Annotated in this window: 20 protein-coding genes; 6 read left to right on the top strand and 14 right to left on the bottom strand. The window is 73.0% G+C overall.

All coding sequences use genetic code 11. The features are described from left to right. Window positions 1-78 precede the first annotated feature (78 nt). Together CRV15_RS34955 and CRV15_RS34950 are read right to left on the bottom strand one after the other, a co-directional pair. On the bottom strand, window positions 79-1,266 hold the full coding sequence (locus CRV15_RS34955) for a Clp protease N-terminal domain-containing protein (RefSeq protein WP_003963688.1): 1,188 nt from the start codon (window positions 1,264-1,266) through the stop codon (window positions 79-81). Window positions 1,267-1,480: 214 nt separating this feature from the next. Then, window positions 1,481-1,960: a hypothetical protein gene (locus CRV15_RS34950; RefSeq protein WP_230864285.1), complete on the bottom strand. Its 480-nt coding sequence runs from the start codon at window positions 1,958-1,960 to the stop codon at window positions 1,481-1,483. A gap of 378 nt (window positions 1,961-2,338) precedes the next feature. Here CRV15_RS34950 and CRV15_RS34945 point away from each other — a divergent pair, with 378 nt between their 5' ends. Then, the gene (locus tag CRV15_RS34945) at window positions 2,339-3,469 is read left to right on the top strand and encodes a PP2C family protein-serine/threonine phosphatase (RefSeq protein WP_003963686.1); all 1,131 of its coding nucleotides are present in this window, start codon (window positions 2,339-2,341) and stop codon (window positions 3,467-3,469) included. 136 nt (window positions 3,470-3,605) lie between these two features. After that, window positions 3,606-4,931: a hypothetical protein gene (locus tag CRV15_RS34940; RefSeq protein ID WP_003963685.1), complete on the top strand. Its 1,326-nt coding sequence runs from the start codon at window positions 3,606-3,608 to the stop codon at window positions 4,929-4,931. Window positions 4,932-5,090: 159 nt separating this feature from the next. Here the strand turns inward: CRV15_RS34940 and CRV15_RS34935 are convergent, their stop codons facing one another. Further along, window positions 5,091-5,288 (bottom strand): DUF397 domain-containing protein, encoded by a 198-nt coding sequence (locus CRV15_RS34935; protein WP_003952622.1) that lies wholly within the window; start codon window positions 5,286-5,288, stop codon window positions 5,091-5,093. A gap of 257 nt (window positions 5,289-5,545) precedes the next feature. Here CRV15_RS34935 and CRV15_RS34930 point away from each other — a divergent pair, with 257 nt between their 5' ends. Next, a complete protein-coding gene (locus CRV15_RS34930) occupies window positions 5,546-6,733 on the top strand; it encodes a cytochrome P450 (RefSeq protein ID WP_003952621.1) in 1,188 nt (395 codons plus the stop codon). A 99-nt stretch (window positions 6,734-6,832) separates the two neighbouring features. On the opposite strand, the gene CRV15_RS34925 is transcribed toward CRV15_RS34930, so the two are convergent. Continuing rightward, window positions 6,833-7,882, bottom strand: coding sequence for a trypsin-like serine peptidase (locus CRV15_RS34925; protein ID WP_003952620.1), 1,050 nt, complete (start codon window positions 7,880-7,882; stop codon window positions 6,833-6,835). A 170-nt stretch (window positions 7,883-8,052) separates the two neighbouring features. On the opposite strand from CRV15_RS34925, the gene CRV15_RS34920 reads away from it, so the two are divergent. Beyond that, window positions 8,053-9,108: a terpene synthase family protein gene (locus tag CRV15_RS34920; protein WP_003952619.1), complete on the top strand. Its 1,056-nt coding sequence runs from the start codon at window positions 8,053-8,055 to the stop codon at window positions 9,106-9,108. An 80-nt stretch (window positions 9,109-9,188) separates the two neighbouring features. Here the strand turns inward: CRV15_RS34920 and CRV15_RS34915 are convergent, their stop codons facing one another. Continuing rightward, on the bottom strand, window positions 9,189-10,322 hold the full coding sequence (locus CRV15_RS34915; protein WP_003963683.1) for a trypsin-like serine peptidase: 1,134 nt from the start codon (window positions 10,320-10,322) through the stop codon (window positions 9,189-9,191). A gap of 364 nt (window positions 10,323-10,686) precedes the next feature. Continuing rightward, entirely contained in the window at window positions 10,687-12,159 is a 1,473-nt protein-coding gene (locus CRV15_RS34910) for an FG-GAP and VCBS repeat-containing protein (RefSeq protein WP_003963682.1), read from the bottom strand. Between the two features lie 655 nt (window positions 12,160-12,814). On the opposite strand from CRV15_RS34910, the gene CRV15_RS34900 reads away from it, so the two are divergent. After that, complete coding sequence (locus CRV15_RS34900) at window positions 12,815-14,581, top strand: multicopper oxidase family protein (RefSeq protein ID WP_003963681.1); 1,767 nt, start codon at window positions 12,815-12,817, stop codon at window positions 14,579-14,581. Window positions 14,582-14,640: 59 nt separating this feature from the next. Here CRV15_RS34900 and CRV15_RS34895 read toward each other — a convergent pair whose 3' ends face one another. Then, window positions 14,641-15,480 (bottom strand): helix-turn-helix domain-containing protein, encoded by an 840-nt coding sequence (locus tag CRV15_RS34895; protein ID WP_003952614.1) that lies wholly within the window; start codon window positions 15,478-15,480, stop codon window positions 14,641-14,643. Between the two features lie 169 nt (window positions 15,481-15,649). Between CRV15_RS34895 and CRV15_RS34890 the strand changes: the two genes are divergently transcribed. Then, window positions 15,650-16,225 (top strand): RICIN domain-containing protein, encoded by a 576-nt coding sequence (locus CRV15_RS34890; protein WP_003963680.1) that lies wholly within the window; start codon window positions 15,650-15,652, stop codon window positions 16,223-16,225. Between the two features lie 76 nt (window positions 16,226-16,301). Here CRV15_RS34890 and CRV15_RS34885 read toward each other — a convergent pair whose 3' ends face one another. From CRV15_RS34885 to CRV15_RS34855, 7 genes are all read right to left on the bottom strand, one after another. Beyond that, entirely contained in the window at window positions 16,302-16,718 is a 417-nt protein-coding gene (locus CRV15_RS34885; RefSeq protein WP_003952612.1) for a hypothetical protein, read from the bottom strand. Between the two features lie 173 nt (window positions 16,719-16,891). After that, the gene (locus CRV15_RS34880; RefSeq protein ID WP_003963679.1) at window positions 16,892-17,917 is read right to left on the bottom strand and encodes an AraC-like ligand-binding domain-containing protein; all 1,026 of its coding nucleotides are present in this window, start codon (window positions 17,915-17,917) and stop codon (window positions 16,892-16,894) included. Window positions 17,918-17,972: 55 nt separating this feature from the next. Continuing rightward, entirely contained in the window at window positions 17,973-20,300 is a 2,328-nt protein-coding gene (locus CRV15_RS34875) for a DUF4838 domain-containing protein (RefSeq protein ID WP_003963678.1), read from the bottom strand. Next, window positions 20,281-22,095: a sulfatase family protein gene (locus CRV15_RS34870; RefSeq protein WP_003963677.1), complete on the bottom strand. Its 1,815-nt coding sequence runs from the start codon at window positions 22,093-22,095 to the stop codon at window positions 20,281-20,283. Before CRV15_RS34870 ends, CRV15_RS34875 begins: the two co-directional genes overlap by 20 nt. Then, window positions 22,092-23,198 carry an aliphatic sulfonate ABC transporter substrate-binding protein gene (locus CRV15_RS34865; RefSeq protein ID WP_003963676.1) on the bottom strand — a complete coding sequence of 369 codons (1,107 nt, stop codon included), beginning with the start codon at window positions 23,196-23,198 and terminating at the stop codon, window positions 22,092-22,094. The genes CRV15_RS34870 and CRV15_RS34865 overlap by 4 nt, the downstream gene beginning before the upstream one ends. A 109-nt stretch (window positions 23,199-23,307) precedes the next feature. Beyond that, window positions 23,308-24,114 carry an ABC transporter ATP-binding protein gene (locus tag CRV15_RS34860; RefSeq protein ID WP_003952607.1) on the bottom strand — a complete coding sequence of 269 codons (807 nt, stop codon included), beginning with the start codon at window positions 24,112-24,114 and terminating at the stop codon, window positions 23,308-23,310. After that, complete coding sequence (locus CRV15_RS34855) at window positions 24,111-24,980, bottom strand: ABC transporter permease (RefSeq protein ID WP_003963675.1); 870 nt, start codon at window positions 24,978-24,980, stop codon at window positions 24,111-24,113. The genes CRV15_RS34860 and CRV15_RS34855 overlap by 4 nt, the downstream gene beginning before the upstream one ends. Window positions 24,981-25,039 lie beyond the last annotated feature (59 nt).

Here is a 25,039-nt window from a genome sequence, read left to right as displayed (position 1 = left end):
GCCGGGGCGGCGGGGCGACAGCCACGGTCCGCGCGCACGGCGCGCATCGTTTCCGGGCCCCGGGCCGGGGCCGTGTTCTCAGTCGGAGTCGCGCAGGAACCTCCACAGCTTTCTGATCTGCTTTCCGCCGACCGGGGCGATGTCCAGGACCCATCCGGCGTCGAGCGCGTCGAGCAGCTCGGCGGCCAGACCGCTCTCGTCGTCGCCGTCGTCGTCGCTCTTGTCCTTGGCGTCGGGGACATAGCCGAGGGACGCCAGCAGCCGCCCGGCCCGGTTCCTGCCCCGCAGGAGCGCGTCCAGGAGCGGACCGGTCGTCGCGGCCTTCCGCGCGTCGTTCAGGTACTCGTCCAGGTGTTCGTCGTCCTTGCCCAGCTCGGGCGCCTGTGCCAGGGCGCGCCGCACGGTCGCGTGGTCGAGGCCCTGCCGCGCCAGCCGGGCCCCGCCCGCCAGGCGTTCCTCGGGTGTGAGGCCTCCCTCACCCGCCAGGTGCGGATGGACACGGCCTGCCTCGTAGGTCGCGAGGAGCGCGAGGAGGATGTGCTCGGTGCCGCGTCTGTGGCCCAGCGCGCGGGCCTGTTCGCGGGCGTCCCAGGCGGTCCAGACGACCGGGGCGGTGGCGAGATTGACTCCTCGGGTGAGGGTGAAGACCTGCCGCCACAGAAAGGGGACGTCGCCCTGGACGGGGCGGCCGAGAAGGACGTCGCGTGTCGGCCACAGGGCCCGGTCGAGGCCGTCCTCCGCAGGCTCGTAGTCGCGTGCGTCGAGGCGGGCAAGGACCTGCCCGGGGGTGATGCCGCAGCCGGCCAGGGTCTCCGTCGCCCGGTTCGCTCCGTCGGTGAGCAGGGCCCGCAGCAGATGGCCCGCGGTGAACTCGGCGCCGCCGTCCCGCCCGGCGAGTTCCCGCGCGGCGGTGAAGGCCCGTACGGCGGCGCCGGACAGCGGACGGCCGGGCTCCGCCTGGCCGGTCAGGACCTGGGCGACGTCCGCCCCGGTGTCGCGCCCGTCGCCGCTGAGCCAGCCGACAGCCGCGGTGACGGCCCGGGGGCCGTGACCGCGCTCCCGCTCGCGTACCACCGCGAGCTGCGCGGTCTCGGTCGCGCCGGCGGCGTACAGGGCTCTTCCGGCCGTGGTCTCCTCCGCCAGCTCCGCGATTCCCGTGAGGAGGTGCTCGGTGCCGATGACCTTTCCCCCCTCGGTGATGTTCCCCCATGCCACATCGACGACCCCCAGCACCGTCTCGTCCGCCGCCAACACCGTTTCCGTCATTCCCGCCCCTTGTGTCCGGGCCGCACCGGCCACACACCCATACGTACGGGCGGTCCCGCCTGTTCACGTGCGGCGCCCAGGTGGTCAACCAGCTCGCCCGGAAAGCGGTTTCGCCCCGCCGCTGAGCGACGGGGCGAAACACATTGCTCCGGTCATGGGCCGCCGGCGGGCCCATGGCGCAGCGGGAGGAGCACTGCGGCCGGGTCAGGAGCCGTCAGGGCTTGACGGGGTCACCGTCCCCCATGACCACCCACCAGGTGCCGTCCCCGCGGGTGAGTTCGACCACCTGTTCACCGCCTCCGTCGAAACGGAGTTCCACTTGCGCGAGATAGGGCACGACGGGCTCCCGCACGGTGGCCCGTACCGGCTCGTCGGCCGATCGCTGGTACTTCCTGATCCACTCACCGGCCTGTGTCTCCCGCCCCGTGAACCACGGCGCGCCGATCCCGGCCAGTTCGCCCGCGTCGCCCGCGAGGAGGCGCTGGACGTAGACCTTGACCAGTTCGCTGACGTCCTCGGTGGTCTCCTGGGTGTCCGGGTAACGGGAGTTCTCTGCCCGGACCTCCACCGTGACGGCCGGGGTGTCCTGGAGGGCGTAGGGCGCGGGGCCGTCGGCCGTCCACCAGAGGACGCCCGCGGTACCGGCACCCACGACCGCGACGGCGGCGGCCGTCCAGAGGCGGGCCGGGGTCATCAGTACCATCCCGGCCCGCCCCTGACGATCGTTGCCTTGGTCCCCTTGCCCCCGTCGGCCAGGAACCGGCTGAACGGCTTGTTCAGACGGCTCTTGTTGTGGCCGAGATATACGCCTTGCCCTTCTTCGTCTTGGTGACGACTGTGGTCCCCCATTCCCTCTCCCTTCCAGAAGCTCCCGCACGGGACGGCCGCTCCGGCGGTACCGTACAGGCCGTGCGCGCCTTCAGGGACCGGCGGGGCGGGCGCCACACCCCGAGGCCAGGAAATGCCCGAATTCAACGCATAGGCCCTGTTAGGATCGCTGCCAAGGTCTCCGTTGAGCCTCCGCCGCGGCAGTCGCCCGGCGGCCGGGGCGGGCCGCCGACCGGGAGATCCCGTGCTGCTCACTCGTCACACTCCGTCAGGTCGGGACGTCGCACCCGGCGGGCCCCCGAGCAGCGGTCGGCTGCTGATCAGCGTGGCCGCGGTGACGGTCCTGGTGGTGGTCGTCGGCGGACTGGCCCATTCGCTGGTGTGGCTCATCGGGTTCATGGTGTTCCTGCCCGCGGCCTCCTCTGCGCTGTGCACCGTGCGTCAGACGATCGCCGTCTGCGTGTGGACGACGCTCGTCGTCGCCGGTATCGCGCTCGTCTGGGTGGACGGTGGCGGCTCGCCGCTCGACCGGGTGCTGGTGCTGGTGCTGACCGGGTGCCTGGGCACGGCGTCGGTGTACGCCTGCCACCGTCGTATCGCGCGGGAGAACGAGATGCTGCGGCTGCGTTCCGTGGCCGGCGCGATGCAGCGGCAGTTTCTGCGCCCTTTTCCCCTTCTCACCGCTGATGTACTGGTGAACGGCGTGTACGAGCCGCTGCACGAGGACCGGCTCGTGGGCGGCGACGTGTACGACGTCGTCGAGTCCCCCTGGGGAACCCGCATCCTGATCGGCGATGTCCAGGGCAAGGGGCTGGCCGCGGTCGGCGCCGCGTTCGCCGTCATCGGCGCCTTCCGCACGGCAGCGCGCCGTGAGGCCGGGCTGACCGCGGTCGTCGCCGCTCTGGACGCGGCCGTCACCGGGCAGAACCTCTACGCCGAGCGGGCAGGGGAGGACGAACGGTTCGTGACCGCCCTCGTCGTCACCATCGGCGGGCCCGACGAGGTCCAGGCGGTCAACTGCGGCCACCTTCCCCCGCATCTGCTGCGCGCCGGTTCAGTGACCAGCCCGTCGCTCCCCACCGGGGTCCCCCTCGGGCTCACCGCGCTCGCCGACGAGCCCGCCCGGGTCGGCTCGTTCCCGTTCCCTCCCGGGACGACCCTGGTGCTGAGCACCGACGGTCTCATGGAGGCCCGCGCGGCGGACGGCACCTTCTACCCCGTCGACGAACGCCTTGAGCGCCTTGCGGACCTGGCGCCCGACAAGCTGCCAGGAGCCCTGTACGACGACGTCCGGACGTTCACGGGCGACCACGGCCAGCAGGACGACATCGCCGTCCTGACCGTCCACCGCCCGCAGCACCACCCGCCGCGGTGACGGGGCGAGCGGAGACGGAACGGAACGGACGGGGGGAAGGGAAGAGGAGTCCGAAGCGGCAGCGGGCACAGAGGGTTTCGGCCGCCTCGCCGCGGCCCTGGGTGGCAGCGTGCGCGCACCGGGTAGTGGTGTGCGCATGACCACGCAGCTCCCCGCTCCCCCGGACGGCCCGTGCCCGGCCGCGGACGGCGGGGCCACCGGATCGGTCTTCGTCCTGCACCCGGGCGAAGGGCCGGACGGACTGCCGCTGTTGCGCCAGCATGCGATGGCGCACAGCGCCGTCACGGGCCTCTTCCCCGGGGTGCTCGGGCTCCGGCGGGCCGACCCCGGGGCGTCCGGCACACCCCGCGCGGTGGACCGGGCCGCGCGGCGGACCGAGGCGCTCGGGTGCTTCCTCGGGGCCGGGGCGGCGCTCGTGGGGAGCCGGGCGCTGTGCCGGAGGACCGGTCCCGGCAACGAGGAGGTCTTCGTCGAGGCCCGGATGGGCGGTGGGCCCCAGTATCTGAACCTGCACGGAGTACGGGACCTGCGCGGCACGGCGGCCGAACTCGATGGGGTCCATGTCAACACGGGCGTGTGCCTCTTCGCGCACGGAGTCCTGCGTGTGCGGGACACCGACGGCCGTACCGTACCCGTGCTGCGCCGCTCCGACACCGGCCCCACCACACCCGTGCGGGCCATCGAGGCCGACGACCGCCTCTCGCTGTACGAGTACCAGACGATCCTCACCACCTCCCGCACCGTCGCCGGGATCGCCGCCGCCCTGCCGCGCCGGGTGCCGCTGACCGTCACCGTCGACATACCCCGGGTGCAGTACTACGGCTATCTCGCCGACGCCTTCGCCCACGGCCTGGTCCCCCCGGCGCTCATGCTGCGCTGGCTGGACCTGGTGGACGCCCGGCACGCACGGCTCGTCCGGATCTTCCGGTCCCGGCTCGGCGCCGGGCTCGCCGCCGTCGGCCGTACCGCGGAGATCGTCTGTCCCACCCGTGGCCTCGACGCCCTGGGACGGCACTACCGGCAGGCGGTCCTCGGCCGCACGGCGCCCCGCCACGACGATCTGCTGCGCCTGCTGGACCGCGACGGCGACCCCGTGTGGCGGGCCGTCCTGCGCACCGTGCCGCCCGCCGACGCCACCGCGCTGAACGACGCCAGCTACGCGGTCGAGGTGCTGCGCGGCGCGGGTGTGCACCGGGGCGGACGCCGCCTGGTCGTCTGCGCCGACGAGTACAAGGAACTCCCGCTGCGGGCCGAGGTCCTGCGGCTGCTCGCGGCGCTCGCGCCCGGCCGGACGTTTCCCGTGCTGTCCGCGCATCCCGCCGGTCCCGTCTGGCTGACCGACCGCCTCGGGCGTCCCACCTCCGCCTACTGGGACGACCCCGGGCCCGTCGCCGCCACCGGGAACGGCGGACGGACCGATCTGCTCGCCCTGCTGGACCGCCTCCACGCCCCGGTGGGGTGATCCACGGCGCACCGCACCGGCTGTCGCTTGTCGCGGTCCGGACCGCGACAAGCGACAAGCGACAAGCGACAAGCGACAAGCGCATCGTCGGACCGGATCACCCGGTCCGATCAGTCCGCGCCCGGCGCCTGTGCCCAGCCGGGTCCGCGCCCCACCGGTTCAGAGCCGACCGGTACCGATGGCCGACCGGAACGCCGTCCATCCCCCGGCGGTGAAACGGAGCAGCGGTCCGGTGCTGTCCTTGGAATCACGGACCGCGACCGAGACATCGTCCGGACGGGCCATCTCCAGACAACTGCTCAGGCTGTACGAGCTTTTCGTCCAGGTGAGTCCCGGGAAATCCGCCGAGGTGTTCATGGATGGGTCCTCTCTGCCGGAAGCGAATCGACGGACTCCTACCCAGCAGGGGCCCGATCGGAGCCTCCCCGCCGGGAGCGGCTGTCCCCGGCGGCCCGGGTGCCGGTGGGGGTTCCCGGTGGGGTGCCGCTCCCGCACACGCCACCGCGCCCGGGGTTCGCGGCCACGCGGCCATGGCCGGTGTACGCTGCGTCCGCGGCAGGGGCCTGCCGGAAACCGATGAGTCCGCCCCCTGGGACAGCGTGTGACGGGAGCTGGTGGCCTTGCCCGAGCGACTGCCGTTCGAACGGACGGATCCGGCGACCGCGGCACCGGAGTTCCACGATCTCCAGGTGTCCGGCGGCATCGCGCGAGTGCGCACGTTCGCCGGACATCCCGCCTGGCTGGTGACACGGCACGACGACGTGGTCCGCATACTGTCGGACGACCGTTTCGGCCGGGCGCACCCCGACCCGCCCTCCGCGCCGGTCCTCTCCGCGACCGGACAGTTCTACGGTCCGCAGGGCACCGACCACGAACGGCTGGAGACGGAGTTCCGCGTGCTGCGGCGCGTGACAGCCAACTCCCTGTCGGTGCGCCGCGTCCGGGAGCTGAGGCCGCGGATCGAGGCCCTGGTGGGCAGGCGGCTCGACCGGCTGGAGGCCGCGGGCGCTCCGGCGGACCTGCACGCCCTGCTCGCCGAGCCGCTGCCCGTCGAGGTGGTCTGCGAAGTCCTCGGCGTGCCGTTCGCCGACCGCGAGGACTTCCAGCGCTGGACCGGGGACGTGGTGTACCTGTCCGAGCCGGAACGCGTCGGGGAGGCGCTGCTCCGGCTGAACGACTACATGCGCGCGCTGATGGAACGCAAACGCGCCGAACCCGCCGACGACGTCCTCACCGATCTGGTCCGGGCCCGGGCCGACGGGCACATCGACGAGGACCTCGCGGTGCTGTGGTCGGTCGCGCTGCTCTTCGCCGGTCATGTGACCACGGTGACGCGGATCGGGACCGGGGTGCGGTATCTGATCGCCCGCCCCGATCAGCGCCGGGCGATGCTGAGCGGCCCCCGGCTGCTCGCGGCGACGGTGGAGGAACTGCTGCGGATCAGCCAGCCGGACCTGGGCCTGGTGTGGCGGTGGGCGGTCGTCGACGTCGACACCGGGAGCGGCCGGATCGGCGCCGGTGATCTGGTCCTGTTCGCCAACGGCCCGGCCTGCCTGGACGCGGCGGTCTACCCGGAGCCCCACCGGTTCGACATCCACCGCGACCAGGCCCCGCACACCGCCTTCGGCGCCGGACCCCATCTCTGCGTCGGGGCCGCCCTCGCCCGGCTGGAACTCCAGGTCGTGTTCGACCTGCTGTTCCGCCGCTTCCCCGGGCTGCGCCTGGCGGTGCCGGAGCAGGATCTGCGCTGGCGGGACAGTCAGTTGACCGGCGGGCTGCTCGCGCTGCCGGTCACCTGGTGACCGGCCCCGCCCGGCGCGGTTCCCCGCCGCTCCCCTGTCCCGGCCCGTCCTCGGCGGCCGTGGACCGATGGCTCCGGGAGCGGCGGACCGGAGCCGGTGTCAGGCGCGCTGGGCGCGGTCGTACACCTTCTTGGCCATGGTCTTCAGCAGTTCCCCGTACATCTTGGTCGCCTGGAAGGCGTCCCCCGCGCTGTTGACGGAGACCAGGGTGCCCGTGCCGGTGGCGGGGTCGAGACCGGCGAACCAGGGGCCGCCGCTGGAACCGCCGGTCATGTCGCAGGGGATGGCCTGCAACCCGTGCTCCTTCTTCGCCGTGCCGGTGCAGTGGAGGAGTTCCTCGCCGAGCTGGGGGTTGCTGGCGGGGTAGCCGAGTGCGGTGATCGTGCCGCCGACGGGGCGGTTGAAGGCGATGGGGTGGCCGCCCACGACGTCGGTGAGCCTGCGGCCTGTGGCGCCGGTGTCGAGGGTGAGGGCGGCGATGTCGTTGACGGAGTCGTTCTCCCAGCTCCGCGGGGTCATGGCGGCGCGGACCGCGAACGCGCCGTGCGGCTGCGCGCCCTTGCTGTAGCCGGGGACGAACACCATGTCCATGTGGGTGTTGTAGGGGGAGGAGCCCCGGCGCACACAGTGGGCGGCGGTCATGACGACGGACTTGTTGGCGCTGTTCACGGCGGTGCCGGAGCACCAGGTGTCGGCGCCGTTCGCGTTGACGAAGAAGAGGCGCCCGACGGTCTTCAGCGGGGTGCCCCGCCAGGGCTTGGTCTTCGGCCCGGTGGGGCCGAGGTCCACGGACTTGCCCACGGCCTTGATCCGGGCGGGGGTCCAGTGGGCGAGGGCGGCGCGGCGCTCCTTGGCGGTGTACGACAGGACGGAGACGTGGTCGGCGGGGAAGGCGGGTGCCTGGGCTGGTGCCGCGCTCGCCGGGAGGGGGGCGAGGAGGGCGAGGGCCGTGCCCGCCACGGCGAGTCCCGTGGCCCGGCCACGGAGACGGCGGATCGCGGGAGCTGAGGTCTTGGGCACGGTGGGTCTCTCCTCGGTCGGTGCGGACGGCGGACGGAGTCTGTCCGTCCGCACCACAGGACAGGGAGGCCGGGGGGTTCGGTTGGCCCTGTCGACGTTCTGTGACACATGCGTACGGATCACGGACATACGAGCGGAACGCGCGTCCCGCGATGGCCGCCCCGGCGGCGGGCCGTGTCGTCCGAGGGCGTCGGGGACCGGTTCAAGCCGTGTGTGCTGTGGGACTGGTGGGGTGGCTCAGAGATGGGTACATGGGTGGGGCGTACAGGACCGTCCACCGTACGCCGGGAGGGGCTGGGATGCCGCAGGATGTTGTGTTCGATCTTCCGTGGCCGCTGCGGAAGCACCCCGGTGTGGCCGGGGCCCGGGAGCACTGCCTCGGCTGGCTGGCCGCCCAGGGGCTGGCGGACCGGCGGGGGCTGACCGCCGAGACCTTTGTGACCTGGCAGCTCGACGAGTTGGCGGGCTACTTCTTCCCGCGTGCCACCCAGGAGGGCCTTGAACTCGCCACGGACCTGATGGTCTGGTACTTCGCCCCGTTCGACGACCAGTTCGACGGCGCGCTCGGCCGCGACCCCCGCCGCACGGCCGGTGTCTGCGCCGGGCTGGCCGAGGTCCTGTACGGGGTGCCGGAGCCCGGCCCGGTCGCCTCGTCCCCGGTGGGCCGGGCGCTGGGGGACCTGTGGCGGCGGAGTTGCACGGGCATGAGCCCGTTCTGGCGCACCCGTGCCCGTCACAACTGGACGGGCTATCTCGCCGCGCACACCGCGGAATCGGTTCCCCGGTACCACGGGCGGACCGTGGACGCCGCTTACTGCGTGCGCCAGCGGGGATACGCGACCTCGTCACACGTGATCATGGATCTGATCGAGCGGACCGGGGGCTTCGAGGTTCCGGCCATGGTCTGGCACCACCCCGTCCTCGTCGAGCTGCGGACGCTGACCTCCGAGATGATCGGAATCTCCAACGACCTCTGCTCCGCGGAGAAGGAGGAGGCGGACGGCGATCTGAGCAACAATCTGCTGCTGGTCCTGGAGAACCACGAGGGGCTGGACCGCCCGGAGGCCATCGAGCGGGCGCGCGCCCTGACGGCGGAACGGGTCGCCCGCTTCCTCGACGTCGAACGCGCCGTCACGGACGTGGACTGCCTGCTCGACGGCGCGGGCCGCGAGGCGGTGCGCCGGTTCGTGGAGGGCCTGCACGACCTGGTCCGGGGCGACAACGAGTGGGAGCGGACCACCGGCCGCTACCAGCCGGCCATCAGCGGACTTCAGGACCTCGCCGACCTGATGTCCTCCGGGTGGGACCCGCTCGCCTCCGGCACGGCCGCGGGACACGGTGGACACACACGATGATCCGGACGCCCCGCCCGGTGTCCGCGTCGAGCCGAAGACCGGTCGTCCGCACCCCGGCCGGGCGGGCGTCGGGGCGCGGGTCAGGAGTCCTGGACCGCCCGGAACAGCGGGTGCGTGATCCGTGCGGTGAGCTGCGGCCCGACCAGATATCGGTGGCAGCCCGCCGCGGGCGGCTCGCAGTGCAGGCCGTTCGCGGTCATGCGCGCTCCCGAGGAGTTGACACCGACGACGGTGCCCTTCCCCGTCGACGCGTCGAATCCGGCCATCCGGGGCCCACCGCTGGAGCCGCCGCCCATGTCGCACCGGACACCCCACTGGTCCTCGCTCCGGGGCACCTCGCCCCATCCGAGGAACTCCCTGGCCGTGCCCCAGCAGTGGGCGAGCCGTTTGCCGGTGAACTCGGGCCGCCCCCGGTGCTCCTCCTTGTAGGCGGCGGCACGGGGATAGCCGAACTGCTGGACCTGGCGGCCTCCCGGCCGGTCGTACCCGAGGCGCTGGACGGACCCGGCGGCGTCGGCCGCGCGCAGCCCGGCGGCGTTGCGGCCGAGTGCCAGGAACGCCTGGTCGTACGGGCTGTTCTCGCCGCTCCTGACCCACTCGGGGTGGACGGACGCGAGCCGGACCGCGAACGTGCCGTGGGGGGCCGTGGCATCGCGGTAGCCGGGGACGAAGAGCTGGTTCGTGTGCCAGCGGGCGTTCTCGCCGAGGAGGTCGTGTCCGAGGGTGCAGTGGGCGGCGGTCACGACGGTGCCGCGGTTGCCTGCGGCGACCAGGGTGGCCGTGCAACTGGAGTCCTCGCCGTCGCGGTCGGTGAAGAAGAGACGGCCGACGGACGCGGAGAGCGCGGCTGATCCCTGCCAGGCCGCTCCGTCGGGGCCGTCGGCGGGGGGCCGGTCCGACGGGGGCTCGGAGAGGACGGCCGCCATCCGCTCCGGCGTCCAGTACTCCCGTACCGCCTGCTCGTCGGCGGCGGACGGGGCGAGCGGGTGCACCACGGCGGAGGCGGCACCCCGGGCGGGCCGCGTGTCCGTGGGTCCTGTGGCTGTCGGGGCTGTCGGGGCCGCCATGGCGGCGGGCAGGGAGAGGAGCACCAGGGCGGTGGCGGCGGCGAGAGCGCCCGCGAGACGCGGGGCGTTCCTCCTCGGACCCGTCGACCGGGCGGGAACGCCGTCCCGCGCGGTCGGGAGGGGGCGGTGGGCAGTGGGGTTCGGCATGAATCCCTCTCTCTCCGACGTACCGCTGCTGCCGTCGGAACGTCAGGAACGCCAGGAACGCCGGAACGAATGGAGTGGCGCACGGTGGAGCACCGGGCGCCCGGCTTGGTTGGATCGTGGCGCGGCGATATGAGGATCCCGTCAGAAAGATCTGTCCGTCGTGTTGTTCCCCCGCCGGGACCGCCCGGCCCGCCCGGTGGCCGGTGGGGATCGCGCGCCACGGCGTCGTGGGCGGCAGCGCTGGCCGCCGGGGGAAAGGGAACGGCGGGGAGCGAAGGAAAAGGCCCCGAACGCTCCGTTCGGGGCCTTCCACGGCGATACCGGCCGGGCATGTCCCGCGCGAGCGCGGGTGCGCCCCGCCGGGTCAGTCGGTGAAGTTCATGCCGTAGCCCGGGGAACCGGCGGTGGAGATGCCGACCTCGGCCGGGGAGAGCGTGCGCGCTCCGGCGGCGGTGATCTTCCTGCCGTCGGAACGGAGCACGGTGACCAGGCCGTCGTAGCCGTTCTCGCCGTTGGCGCCGATGGTCAGATCGCCCTTTCCGTCGCGGTTCAGGTCGGCGAGGCTGACATCGCTGCCGAAGTAGTCCTCCTTCTCGGTCGCGCCGGGCACTCCGGGGGTCTCCTGGGAGAAGGACTGCGCCCCGGCGGTGGTGAGACCGTTCGCCGTCCCGTAGAGCACGGTGACGGAGCCCGCCGCGTACGGGGAGGTGCCGACCCTCTCACCGTACGCGCCGATCGCCAGGTCGAGGTGGCCGTCGCCGTTGATGTCGCCGAGGCCCAGCTCACCGCCGAAGTAGTCCCCCTGCTCCGAGACTCCGGGGACACCGGGGGTGTCCTGGGTGAAGGAGTGGGAGACACCGCGGACGGGGCCGTTCGCGCTGCCGTTGACCACGAGGACCTTGCCGCCCTTGGCGGTGGGCTGGCCCGCGGCGGCCGAGTCCTTGCTGGGGTCCCACTCCAGACCGATAACGATATCGGCGTACTTATCGCGGTTGAGCTTGCCGACGGCGGTGATGGTGCCCGCGGGCAGCAGTCCGGCACCGGCACCGTTCAGATTGCCGCTGCGGGTGCCGCGCACCCAGTAGTTGGCGTTGAAGTCGGTGGCGGTGCTGTAGGCGTTGGCGATCAGGTCGGCGATACCGTCGCCGTTCACATCGCCGGAGGTGAGGTAGCGGACGCCGTTGTACTTGCCGGTGTACACCGGCAGGCCGACGCCGTCGTAGCCGCCGGTGCCGCCCGATCTGGTGAAGCCGCCCCGGTAGCGGTCGACGGTGGCGCCGTCGGAGCCGAGGGCGATATCGATTCTGCCGTCGCCGTCGAAGTCGGCCGTCTCGATGGACTTGCCGAAGTTGTCGTGCTTGCCCGGCGCGGGGTCCTTGATGGCCGTGCCCCCGTCCAGGCCCTTGGCCGAGCCCCAGAGGATGACGGCGCTGCCGCCGTCCTTGTCGCTGCCGATGTCCTCGCCGTAGGACCCGACGGCGAGGTCCGCGTAGCCGTCCTTGTTGAAGTCGCCGAAGCCGCTGGCGGCTCCGAACCAGTCGTCGGCCTCGGCGGCGCCCGGGACACCGGGTGAGTCCTGGCTGATCAGGGCGCGCTTGGTGGCGCTGATGCCCTGGGCGGAGCCGTAGTGGACGACGATCTGCCCGGCCCCGGGCTTCCCGGCGACGGTGGCACCGGACGCGGCGACGGCGATATCGGTGTAGCCGTCGCCGTTGAAGTCGGCGTGCAGACCGGAGCCTGCCGCCGACGCGGGGCTCGCGGAGATCGCCACCAGGCCACCACCGGTCAGTGCGACCGCGGTGGCGGTGGCCAGGGCCGTACGGAACTTCTTCTGCATGCGGGCTTCTCCTGCGGCATGCGGGAGGCCGGTTCCCGGCCTCCTCACGTCAATGGGGTCGCGTTCCGCCCTGTTCACCCGGGAATGTTCGCGGGCCCACTCCAGGCGGTCGGCGAACACAAGACCACTACTGGGGCTGAAGGGTTGTACGGGATTCGGAGAAGTTTTTCTGACACCGAGGCGCCGAGGCGTCGGTGTACCGGGCACCGGTGTGCCGGGGCACCGGCGGCGCGGCCCTCCCCGCACCCGCCCTCGCGCCAGCACCCGCACCCGCACCCGCACCCGCACCCGCACCCGCACCGAGCAGGCTCACCGTCCCGCCGTCCGGGGCGGCCTCCGCGCCCCGCGCGGGCACCGCGCGACGGCCGTCCGTTCCACTCTCCGGAACGGACGGGCAGCGGACCCCGGCCGTGGACCGACCCGGCCGGATCGGCGTGGTCGCCTCGCCGTTGACCGCCGCCCCCGGCCCGGACCTGCGCCGTTCCACACCGGGCCGCGGGCCGGGGGCCGTCCGCGCGTCCCGGCGGGCCCGGTGCCGTGTCCCGGTGCGGGGTCCGGGCGCGACCCCGCGAAGGGGTGGAACACGTACTCTCTTCGCGGGCGGGGGCGGCGTGGTGCGTATCGCCCCCGGCGCGACCCGGGAGAGGGTGGGGACATGCGCAGAAGGTCTTTCTTATCCGCGGTGCCGCTCGGTGCCGGGACGGTACTGCTGTCCGGCGGCGGGCAGACGGCGGCTGCCGCTCCGCCCGGCGGGCTCCCCGCCGTCCGCGACCCGCGCTACCTCGCCCCCATCGCGGACGCCCGGGCCGTCCCCCGCTTCGTCACCCCGCTCCCCCGGCCCTCCCGGATCGATCTGTCCGACGGCGGGAGCCGGACCCTGGTGATGGCGCCGGTCACGCAGGACGTCGTCGGTGCCGGGCTCGGGCTGCGGACACCCGTGTGGGGGTTCGGGGCCGTCGGCGGTCCGGCCGGGGCGCGCCCGTCCTGGCCCGGCCCCACGCTCGTGGCCCGCTCCGGCCGTCCGGTACGGGTGCGCTGGCGCAACGCGCTGCCGTTCCGGCATCTGCTGCCCCTGGACACCACCGTCCACTGGGCGTTCAGCGGCACCGGCCGGAGCATCGAGCACGACGGCGTTCCCACGATCGTCCATCTCCACGGCGGCCACAGCGACGCCGGGAGCGACGGCCACCCCGACGCCTGGTACACCCCGGGCGGCGCGAGGGGCCCCCGTTTCACCGGGACCCGGCCGACGTACGACAACAGCCAGGAAGCCGCCACCCTCTGGTACCACGACCACACCCTGGGCCTCACCCGTCTCAACGTCTACGCGGGTCTGGCGGGCTTCTACCTCCTGCGGGACGACCGCGAACTGAGCCTCATCGAGCGGGGCGCGCTCCCGTCCGGGCCGTACGAGGTGGAGCTGGCGATCCAGGACCGCGACCTCCGCCCCGACGGCTCCCTCGCCTTTCCCGACGCCCCCGCCGCGGCGCCCGACTGGCCCGGCGGGCCCTCGGTGCTGCCGGAGTTCTTCGGTTCGGTGATCGTGGTCAACGGCGCGGCCTGGCCGGTCCTGGACGTGGAGCCGCGCCGGTACCGGCTGCGCCTGCTCAACGCGTCGAACTCGCGCTTCTACCGGCTGTCGGCCCACGGGGTCCGGCCGGTTCCCGTCACCCAGATCGGTGCCGACGGCGGATTCCTGGACCGCCCGGCCGCGCTGGACCGCCCGTTGCTCCTCGCGCCCGGTGAACGGGCCGATCTGATCGTCGACTTCCGGGGGCACGAGGGGGCTCTCATCGACCTCACCAATGACGCCCCCGTCCCCTTCCCTGACGGCGACCCGGTGGCTCCGCCCGCCGACCGGGTCCTGCGGTTCCGGGTCTCCCTGCCCTATGACCGCCGGGTGCCCGAAGCCGTACCGCCCCGGACGCTGCGCGAGACGCCCTTCCGGGCCGGGGGCGCTCCGGCGCGGACCCGGCGGCTGGTGCTCACCGAGCACATGGACCGCTACGACCGGCCCAAGCCGATGCTGGGGACGGTCGAACGGGGCATGCTGGAGTGGATGGAACCGGTCACCGAGACGCCCGCCCTGCACTCCACGGAGATCTGGGAGTTCTACAACACCACCGACGACGCCCACCCGGTCCATCTGCATCTGGTGCAGTTCCAGATCCTCGACCGGGCGCCCTTCACCGCCGTCCAGGACCCCGTCACCGGGGCGCTCTCGGACATCGCCACGGGCAGTCGGCGGCCCCCCGGAGCCGACGAGAACGGGCCCAAGGACACCGTCCGCGCCCTGCCGGGAGAGGTCACCCGGCTCCGGGCCGTCTTCGACAAGCCCGGGGTCTTCGTCTGGCACTGTCACATCCTCGACCACGAGGACCACGAGATGATGCGCGAGTACGAGGTCGTCGACGACGGGTAGGCCACGCCGGGCGGGCACCAGAACCGGCCACCGGCCACCGGCCACCACAAGGTGTACCGCTATCCGTCCTGGGTGTCGACGACGTTGAGGAGCTGGAGGTTCCGGTAGGCGCTGGAGCCCGGTTCGGCCGTGAAGATCACCATTTGCTGATCGCGGTCGGGCACCGTGAGGACGTCGAAGTCCAGTTCGATCTCGCCTATCTGCGGATGGCGGAACACCTCACGGGCGTGGTGGTCGACATGGAGCTGGTACGAGTCCCACAGCTCGGCGAAGGCCGGGCTGTCCGCGCGGAGTTCGGCGATGAGTCCGTGCAGTTCGGCGCTGTCCGGGTAGCGGGTGGTGGCCACCCTCAGATAGCCGACGGCACCGGCCATCAGGCCCCGGGGGTCGGAGAGCCCGTGCGGGCCGCGCTCCGAGTCCGGGCTCAGGAAGATGCCGCGCAGCAGGCTGCGGTCCGTCGTCGGCAGGGCGGAGAAGTCGCCGAACAGGGTGCCGGCCAGCCGGTTCCAGGCCACGACACGGCAGGTGTTGTCCACCACCAGGGCGGGGGTGTCGGTGAGGCGGTCCAGCAGAAGGGCGGTGGCGGGGGCCACCGCGCGGGACGGCAGACGGCTCCGGTCGTCCTCCCGCTCCCCGGCGAGGGAGAACAGATGGGACCGCTCCTGGTCGGACAGGCGCAGTGCGTGGGCGATGGCCTGGAGGACCTGGGGTGAGGGGTTGCGTCCACGGGCTTGTTCGAGGCGGTTGTAGTGGTCGATGGAGATATGGGCGAGTTCGGCGACCTCTTCCCGGCGCAGCCCCGGGGTGCGGCGCCGCGGCCCGCGCGGCACCCCCACGTCCTCCGGTCGGGTCTGCTCACGCTTGTTGCGCAGGAAGGCCGCCAGCCCGTGCTTGTCCATGGGCACCACCGTACGGCCCCGCCGCCCCCCGATCGGTGGTTATCCAGGGACCGGCGGTCCCTGGATGGGCCGTGGCCGTGGATCGAAGCTGTTCAGCGGCGGCCCGGCGGAACGGGCCGCCGTCCTCGACCGAGGAGGACACGACCGTGCGGTTCCGGAAAGGACGGCAGTGAAAGCCATACGAACTGCGAAGCGGGCACTGTTCACGGGCGCGGCGCTCGTCGCGACCGTCAGCGGAGTCCTGGCGGCCCCCGCGGCCCACGCGGGATCGCAGCCCACCGCCGGGGCGTCCGCGGCGGCCCGCCAGGACGGTGTGCGGACGGCGGCCTATGTCGGCACCAACGTCCTGCGCAACTGGGAGACCGGGCGCTGCCTGGACAGCAACGCCCAGGGCGATGTCTACACGCTGCCCTGTAGCTTGCCGGTCGGCAGCAACGCGCACCAGGTGTGGGAGCCCCTGCTCCGCGGCAAGGACCCGAGCGCCGACATCGTCGGTCTCAGGAACGTGGCCACCAACCGCTGCGCCGCCTTCCGCTACCCGGCGAACATCACCACCGTGCCCTGTAGCGCCACCGTCACCGCTCAGCAGTGGTTCGCGTACGGCGCGGGCTGGGACAACGTCACCTTCGTCAGCCGGGGCGGCCCGATCGGCGGGCCCGACACGATCGACAGCGACCGCAACGGAAACGTCTACGCGTACACGAGGAACGGAGGCGGCTTCCAGCGCTGGAAGTTCGGCTACTGACCGGGACGTCCGCCCCGGGCCGACGGGCCCCCGCCGCGCGGCGGGGGCCCTGCCGGTTCCGCAGGCGTTCAGGGGGTCAGATGTACCACTGGTCCACACCGTTGACGCGCAGCCTCGCGTTGATGGCGAGGGTGCCCCCGGAGCCGACATGGACGGTGGGGGCGAAGCACCCTCGGGTGAAACCCGCGTTGAGCTGCGAGCCGGCGCAGGCGGTGTTGCTGCCGAAATTGGTCACGACCTCGCCCGAGATGACGGCCGGGGCGGTTCCCGAATGCTGGACGACCAGGACGCCCTGGGCGTCGTTGTTGGCATTGCGTATGGTGCAGACCTTGAACTTGATGTTGTTGGATACCTGGTGGACACGTTCTCTGCTGCATTCCCAGGTCGGTGTGGTGTCCACCGGCTGCCAGTTGGCCACGGCGGAGGCCGGTGCGGCGGCCGTGGCGAGAGTACCGGCGGCCATGGCGGCGATGGCCAGGGCTTTGATGCGCATGGTCGGTCATCCTTCCGAAGAGGTTCCGCGACGCGGTCGGGCGCGGTGGCGCTGCTCCTGCGTATCGCCGTACCGAACGCCGGTCTCCACGGAGAACGGTGGGGGCCGGCGGCTGGTCCTGGATGTCCGGGCTGCCCGCTCCTCCCTGTTCGGTAGGGCGTCTCATCGAGAGCCTATGCACCCCGGGACCCGCCGGGTTGGCCAGGAGCGCAGACCTGGTTGGCCCTGCGCGCACCTTCTGCGGCCTGCTGATTCCGGTATTCCTGGGGGGAGATGCCGTAGGTGTCGCGGAAGGCCCGGCTGAAGCCCGCCGGGCGGCCGAAGCCCCAGCGCGCGGCGATGACGCCGATGGGCACACCGGCCTGGCCGGGGGCGGACAGGTCGGCCCGGCAGCGGTCCAACCGGCGGCGCTTGATGGAGGCGGCGATGCCTTCCTCCCGGGTGCGGAACAGCGCCTGGAGCGTGCGCAGCGAGATGTGGTGGTGGTCGGCGACGGCCCGGGGGTCCAGCCGGGGATCGCCGAGGTGGTCGTCGATGAAGGCGTCGACGCGGTGCAGGAGGACGCGCTGGGGGGTGTCGGCGGGGGCACCGGCCCAGGTGTCCGTCTGCTCGGCCACGAAGCCGGTGACCAGGTCCAGGGCCGTCCGGTCCAGAATCCGGCGTTCCTGGGGCGTGCATTCCGCGGTGTGGGTGTGCAGGGAGTCGATGAAGTGCCGGAGGATGGCGGCCAGCCCGTGACCGGTGGGAAACCGCTGGGGCAGCACGGTGTCGAGCCGGGGGGCGTGGAAGGACAGCAGCGTCCGCGGTATGTGGAGGAAGGTCATTCCCGAACTCCCGGTCCCGGGGGTTCCCACGGCGTAGGGGTGCGAGGTGTCGAAGAGGACACCGTCGCCCGTACCGAGCACGGTGTCGGTGCGGTGCTGGGAGATCTTCTTCGCCCCGTGGGTGATCACACCCAGCACGAAGTGTTCCGGGTCGCCCTGCCGGATCAGCCTCGGTGTGCGCCGGGAGCTGTGCTCCGTGTGGAAGTGGCGCGACACCCCGATCCGCCCCAGGCTCATCCCGCCGGAACGCGCCCGGAACGCCGAGGGGTCCGTCACGGTCAGCTCGTGGGGAGCCACCGTCCGGGAGATCACATCGTGGTACCAGTCGGCTCTGTCGGCTGCCGCCACGTTCTCGGTGGACATCCACGACCACATGAAACCCCCAGTGCTGAAGTGCTGGACCACGGACGACCGGGGGCGGGTTCCCCGATCATGGCATGGGGGCTTCCTCCCCGGTCCGGGCGGCGGAACCACCTGCCGTGCCGACCGTGACCGTGAGCCGCGCCGGGGGCAGGGGGAGACCGCCGTCGCAGACGAAGGTGAAGACCGCCTGGTGGGCTCCGGTGGCCAGGGACGGGGACGCGGTCAGGGTCAGGCGCTGGGTGCCGTCCGCGGGGCCCGCCGGGGTGAGGGTTCCCGAGGTGGCCGACGGGGTCAGGCCCGGGGGGAAGGCGGCGGTCCAGGTGACCGTGTGGCCGCGCCAGTCGATGTCCTGGGCGCGCAGCCGTACGGTGGTGGAGCCGCCCCGGGCCACCGTGAGCCGGTCGGTGACGAGGGAGGCGTGGGCGGGGAGCCGGTAGAGCGGGTGCCCGTCCCGGTGGGCGAGGGTGCCGCCCCAGCGCTGTACGGCGCGGATGTCCTGGAGCACCAGGCCCTGGAAGCGGCGTTCCTCCAGGAGGGTCCGGTAGGTGGCCCTGGCGGTGGCGCGGGCCCCGGCCGTGGCGGCCGTGGAGATCGCGACATCGGCCAGGGCGAGTTCCAGATGGGAGCGGAGCCGGGCCACGAGGAGGTGCTCGGGGCGGCCGGCGAGGACGGCCAGGGCCCGGTCGAGCGCGGCGGCGGCCTCCCGGTAGGCGCTCTCGGCGGCGGCGGCGTACCCGGGGTCGGAGAATCCGTCGGGGTCGGCGGTGGTCCTGGCGTAGTAGTCGGCGAGGTGGCGGGCGGCGGGGCCGAACCGGTCGGCGAGGTACTGCCCCAGCCAGGTGTCGGGGTCGGTGCCGGGGTCGCGGGCGAGCCGGGCGGAGAACAGATGGACCGCCTCGAAGGGCAGCCAGTCGGCGGGTTCGGAGTACGAGCCGAGGCCGTCGGCGCCGAGCGCCGCGTAGAAGCGGGCGTCGGCGGCCAGGACGCGCAGCGGCCGTACGGGCAGGGAGCGCCAGCGGTAGCGGCGGTTGTAGTCGTAGACCGCGAGGGGGCCTTCGGCGGTGGCGGCCCAGGAGCGCAGCAGCGACGCCAGCGGCGCGTTGGCGGCGGACGCGGGGTCGTCGAGGGCGTGGCGGTAGGTGCGCTCGTACGGGGCGAAGTCGATCAGTACCCGGGGGTGGAATCCCCGGCCGGGGGTGGGCGGGGCGATGGCGGCCCCGTAGGCGACGCGTTCCACCCGGACGGAGGGGAGGGTGGTGGCGAGGGCCACGCGCAGGGTGTTGACCACATGGGCCTCGGCGTCGGTGACCGAGCCGAACGCGGCGACGGAGGCGGCGGGCCAGGTCGCCGAGTCGGGGGGCCAGCAGTCGAAGACGGCGATCTCGGGGCGCTCGGTGAGGTAGGCGGTGACGGCCCTGACATAGGTGTCGAGGGCGGCGGGGTCGTGGACGTCGAAGACGTTGGCGCCGCTCGTGTAGAAGGCCGGGTGGCGTTCCGGGGGGAGGAAGCTCTCGTATCCGTGTCCGCCGACCTCGACGAGGATGCCGCGCCGGGCGGCCTCGGGGGCGGCGGTGGCGCGGACCCGGTCCCAGGTGATGTGCCCCCAGTGGTTGTAGTCGTAGGGGTGGACGAGGGTGTTGAGCCGGTTCTTGGCCATCCAGTCCAGGAGGTGGACGAGTCCTTCGGGGGTGTGGCTGGTGCCCTCCTCCACGTATTTGCGCCGCCAGGCCCAGGCGGGTTCCTCCAGCAGGGCCGTGGCGGGCAGGGTGAGGGCGGTGTCGCGCGGCACGTGCTCGCCGCCGCCCCCGTACCCGGGGAGGGCGGGTGCGAAGAAGCGGACGCCCGCCCTTTCGAGGAGCGCGTACACGGCGTACAGGGCGGCCCGCGCGCTGTTGCCCGCGGTGAGCGCGCCCGGGGAGGTCACCAGGACGGTATGTGCTTCCTCGCCCCGGTCCGTCAGCAGCCGTCCGGCCTCCGCGGCCAGGGCCTCGGGCACCCCTGGGCCCGCGGGCGGGGGCAGCAGGGCGACTCCATGGCCGGGCCGGTCCACCCTGCGCGGTGGGAACGCGCCGGGGCCACCGCCGGTGATGTGCCGCAGATAGCGCGAGAGTTCCCCGGCGGCGAAGGCCACGACCGCGGTGTCCGTGCCCTGTTCCGGGGACCACCAGACGATATGGCTCCCGGCCACCGCGAACGGTCCGGTGGGCGGGGGCGCGGCGCTCGCGCGGAGGGGGGCGGCGGTGAGCAGGGCGGTCGCCCCGGCGGTGCCCACCGCCGTGCGCAGGACGGTTCTGCGGCGCGGGCCGGGGCCGGGCACGCGCGCGGCGGCGGCCCCGGGTGGGGGCGCGATCCGCCGGGTGGGGCGGGTGGCGGGGTCATGGGGCCGCGGTGACATGGGTGTCCTCTCCTTCTTTCTGGGCGGGGGGTTCCCCGGTGCGGGGTTCCCGGACGCGGGCGGGGGTACGGGCCGGGTCCGGTACGGCGCCGGAGTCCGGTGCGCGGTCCGGCCCCCGGTCCCGGGCGGCGGGGGTACGGGCGGCCCCGGCGGCGGATTCGAAGGAGCCGAGGGAGGTGTCCCCGGCCGGTGCGCCGACGTCGAGCACGGCGGCCATCCAGTGGTGGAAGTTGTCACCGCGTGCGGACAGCAGCCGGTGGAGCCTGTGGACGAGGTGGTCCCGGACATCGCGCAGAGCGGGGTCGTCCCAGGCGTTGCGCAGCTCATGGGGGTCGCGGTCGAGGTCGTACAGCTCGCAGACGGACTCGGGGTTGATCACGATCTTGTACCGCTCGTCGCGGAGCATCCGCTGGGGGTAGGGGAAGTGGTGTCCGTGGAACTCGCCGACGACTTCCCGCGGCCAGTCCTCCGGCGCCGGTCCGCCCCCGGTGAGCGGCAGCAGGCTGCGGCCGTCCACGGCGGGTGCCGGATCGCATCCGGCCAGGTCGAGGAGGGTCGCGGTGACATCTGTGAGGGTGGCGAACTCCCGCCGGGCGACACCGGCGGGCGCGCCGGGCACCTGGAGCAGCCCGGGGATGCGGTAGACGTCCTCGTACATCGCCGGTCCCTTGTCGTGCATCCGGTGGGAACCGGTGAACTCCCCGTGGTCGGCGGTGAAGACGACGGCGGTGGAGTCGGTGAGCCCGAGTTCGTCGACGGCCCGGCGGATTCGGCCGATCTGGAGGTCGATGAGGGCGACATAGCCGTGGTAGGCGGCGATCAGCCCCCGGTACTCGGTCTCGGTGAGGCTGTCATGGCCCCACAGGGCGCTGTAGTTGCGCTGGACGGGTGGTTTGCCCTCGAAGGTCTCGGCGAGCGAGGCGGGAAGCTCGACGGTGGCGGGGTCGACGAGGTCGTAGTAGGCGTCGGGGAGCAGATAGGGCAGGTGCGGACCGAAGAAGTGGACGGCGAGGAAGAAGGGCCGGGGGGAGGTGTCCCCCCGGTGCTCACCATTCGCCCCGGGCTCCCCGTCCGCCCTGTGCCCCTCGTCCGTCCCGGGCTCCCCGTTCGTCCTGTGCTCCCCGTCCGTCCCGGGCTCCTCGGCCCAGCGGTGGAGCAGTTCGATCGCCCGCGTCGCCAGGTAGTGCTCGAAGGTGGCTTCGACGGGCTGCCGCAGCCGGGCGGCGAGGAGCGGGCCGGGTCCGCCGCCGGGCAGCCGGGTGCGGACGGGGTCGGTGACGGCGTACGGCGGGAGGTCGTGGGCGTCCAGGTAGGCGAGGTAGTCGGGGTGGGTGACCGGATTGTGCCAGCCGGGCAGATAGGGGCCCTCGAATCCGAAGTCGGCCGGGACCCGGCGGACCCCCGTGTGCCACTTGCCGATGAGGCCGAGCCGGTAGCCCGCATCGGCGAGGGGCGCGGTGAAGGTGAACTGGTCGTCGGCGAGGTCTTCCCGGTAGCCGACGTTGCGTTCGTAGTTCGCGAGCAGCCGGTGCCGGAAGGGGGCGTAGCCGGTGAGGAGGCTGGCGCGGGCGGGGGTGCAGATGGAGGTCGGGGTGTAGAAGCGGTCGAACCGGGTGCCGGAGGCGGCGAGCGCGTCGAGGTGCGGAGTGTGCCCGCCGGGGGCACCGTAGGCGCCGAGGGTGTCCGTGCGGTGCTGATCGGTCATCAGGAAGAGGATGTTGCGGCGGGGCGCGGAGCCGGTGGGGCCGGAGCGGGGGGCCGTGGCCGTCCGGGCGGGCAGGGGTGTGGTCGTCATCGGGCCGCCGCCTCGGTGTAGAGATCGCCGGTGTAGAGCTTCCGGCCGTCGGTCACCGCGTCGAGCTTTCCGGTGCGGACGAAGAAGCGCTGAAGTGCGGTGAACCAGCGGGTGACGGTGCCGTCCTCGGTCTTCGCGACCAGGTCGGCCGTGGACAGCGGCAGGGTGTTGCGTGCGTCGGCGGCCACGGTTCCGGGGTCGAGACGGAGGAACCCGGCGGTGATGGCGACCGATTCCCCGGGGTTTCGGTGCCGGTAGTCGTTGGCCTCCTGGAGTACCCGGGTCACGTCGGTGACCAGGGCGCGTTCCTTCCGCGCGGTGGCCGGGGCGGTCACGACGGAGCTGGGGAAGGCGAACTCGTCGGCGAAGTCGGCGCTCCCGGCGAGGTGCACCAGACCGGGTACGCGTTTCTCCACGGTGGTGAGCAGCGGGTACCACAGTGCGGCGGCGTCCACCTGGCGGGAGGCCAGCGCGGACACGGCGGTGGGCGGGGTCATGGGGACGATCCGTACGTCGTCCCTCGTCAGTCCGGCGCGGTCGAGGGCGAGGGTGAGGATCATGTCGCCGGAGGTTCCCTCGGGCACGGCGATCTTCTTCCCCTTGAGGTCGGCGGTCCGGGTGATCCCGCTGCCGGGGAGGGCGACGACACGGTCCGCCCGGCCGAGCTGGTTCACGGCGACGACGGTGGCCCGGCCCGACGCGGGCAGCCAGGTCGCGCCGGGGCCGATGGTGCCGAAGTCGAGATCGCCCGCGCCGAGTGCGGCGATCTGGGTGGGGCCGTCGGTGAAGACCTTGTACGAGGCGTTCAGGCCGTTCCGGGCCCACAGGCCGCGTTTCTGGGCGATGGCGAGCAGACCGGCCTGGTTGTAGTCGGCGATGTACCCGAACTCGATCGAACGGGTCCGCCCGCCGCCGTCACCGCCGCCGCTGCCGCCTTCACCGCCGGAGCATCCGGCCAGGGTGAGCACGGCGAGGGCGGCGGTGACGGCGGCGAGGCGGGACCGGGGGCGGGGACGGGGACGGGACCGGAGGCGGTGCGGCGGCCGGGGGGCCCGGGCCGCCGGGAAGGGGCGGGATATTCGGGAGACAGAGGACAGAGACATCGCGGTTCGGTTCTCCGGAGGGGTGCGGAACGGGGGTTTCCCGCTCAGGGGACGGCGGGCTCGGGGACTCTGTGGCTCGGGGACTCTGTGGCTCAGTGCTTCCTGCGGCTCAGTGCTTCCTGTCCATGGACGGCGCGGTGCGGGGTTCCTGTTCATGGACCGCGCGCCAGACCTCCGTACGCAGGGCGGTGAACCGCTCGGTCAGCCGGACCGCCGGGGTACGGGGCGACGGCAGGTCGATGTCGATGGCGCGGTGGACCCGGCCGGGGCGGGCGGCCATGACGACCACCCGGGTGGCGAGGTACACCGCCTCGTCGACATCGTGGGTGACGAACAGGACGGTCCGGCGCTCCCGCTCCCAGATCTCCAGCAGCCGTGCCTGGAGCTGTGAGCGGGTGAGGGAGTCGAGCGCGCCGAACGGCTCGTCCATCAGCAGGATGCGCGGGTCGGCGGCGTAGGCACGGGCGATGGCGCAGCGCTGCTTCATCCCGCCGGACAGCGTTTTGGGCAGGGCGTCGGCCGTGTCGGACAGTCCGACGAGGTCGATGAAGTACTGGGCCCTGCGGCGCCGTTCGGCGCGTGGCACCTTGGCGGTGCGCAGCCCGAACTCGACGTTCCCCCGGACGGTGAGCCAGGGGAAGAGGGCGTACTGCTGGAAGACCACCCCCCGGTCGGGGCCGGGTCCGTGGACGGGTCGGCCGTCGATCCGGACCTCGCCCCCGGTGGGCTCGACCAGGCCGGCGGCGATCCCGAGCAGGGTCGACTTTCCGCAGCCCGAGGGGCCGACCAGGACCGTGAACTCGCCTTCGGCGATGTGCAGGTCGACTCCGCCGAGGGCGGTGAACCCGCCGTCGGGCCCGGGGAAGTGTTTGGCCGTGTGCCGGAACGAGATCAGCGGCGGCGGGGTGGCGGTCATGCCTCCCTCCTGTCCTGCCAGGCCGTCGCCCGGCGTTCGGCGGCGATCAGCAGACGGTCCATCAGCAGTCCGAGCGAGCCGATAGCGAGAATCCCCACGAAGATCGTTTCCAGGTCGTAGTAGAGCTGGGCCTGTTGCATCCGGTAGCCGAGGCCCTGTTGCGCGGCGATGAGTTCGGCGGCGACGAGCGTCGACCACGATGCTCCGAGGCCGACCCGGGCGCCGGTGAAGAGGAAGGGCAGGGTCGCCGGGACCACGACCCGGGCGAAGATCACCGGCTCGCGGGCGCCGAGCACCCGGGCGGCGTCGATCAGGGTCCGGTCGACCGTGAGGACGCCCTGGAAGACGGAGACCGCCGTCGACAGGAACGCCGCGAGGAAGATCACGGTGATCTTGGGGGTCTCGTCGATGCCGAGCAGCACGATCGTCAGCGGGATGACCGCCAGGGGCGGGACCATCCGGAAGAACTGCACCCAGGGCTCCAGCAGCGCCCGGGCCACCGGATACCAGCCCATCAGCGCGCCGACGGGCAGCGCGGCGGCGGTGCCGAGGGCGAAACCGGTGAGGACCCGGCGTACCGAGGCCAGCGCGTCCGTGGTCAGTGTGCCGTCGGCCAGCAGCTCCGCGCCGCGTGCCAGCACCGGGGCGGGCCCGGGGACGCCCACCGCGCCGAGGACGGTGGCCAGGTGCCAGAGTCCGACTCCGGCGAGGACGGAGACGGCACCCGACAGCCGGGCCGCGGCCGTCGCCCCGGGGACGGGTCGGTGTCCGCCGGATCTCCCGCCGGATCTCCCGGCGGGTGGGTCGTCGGCCGGGCGCGGGGGTGTTCCTGGGGCCAGTGGGGAGGAATACGCGGTTCGTGGCATGGAGAGGTCGCCTCTGTGTCCTGAGGAGGGAGGTGCGCGGGTGGTCGGACGGGAGGTGG

It is taken from the genome of Streptomyces clavuligerus, from assembly GCF_005519465.1.
Classification (GTDB): domain Bacteria; phylum Actinomycetota; class Actinomycetes; order Streptomycetales; family Streptomycetaceae; genus Streptomyces; species Streptomyces clavuligerus.
This window is presented reverse-complemented; position numbering and strand designations above follow the sequence as displayed.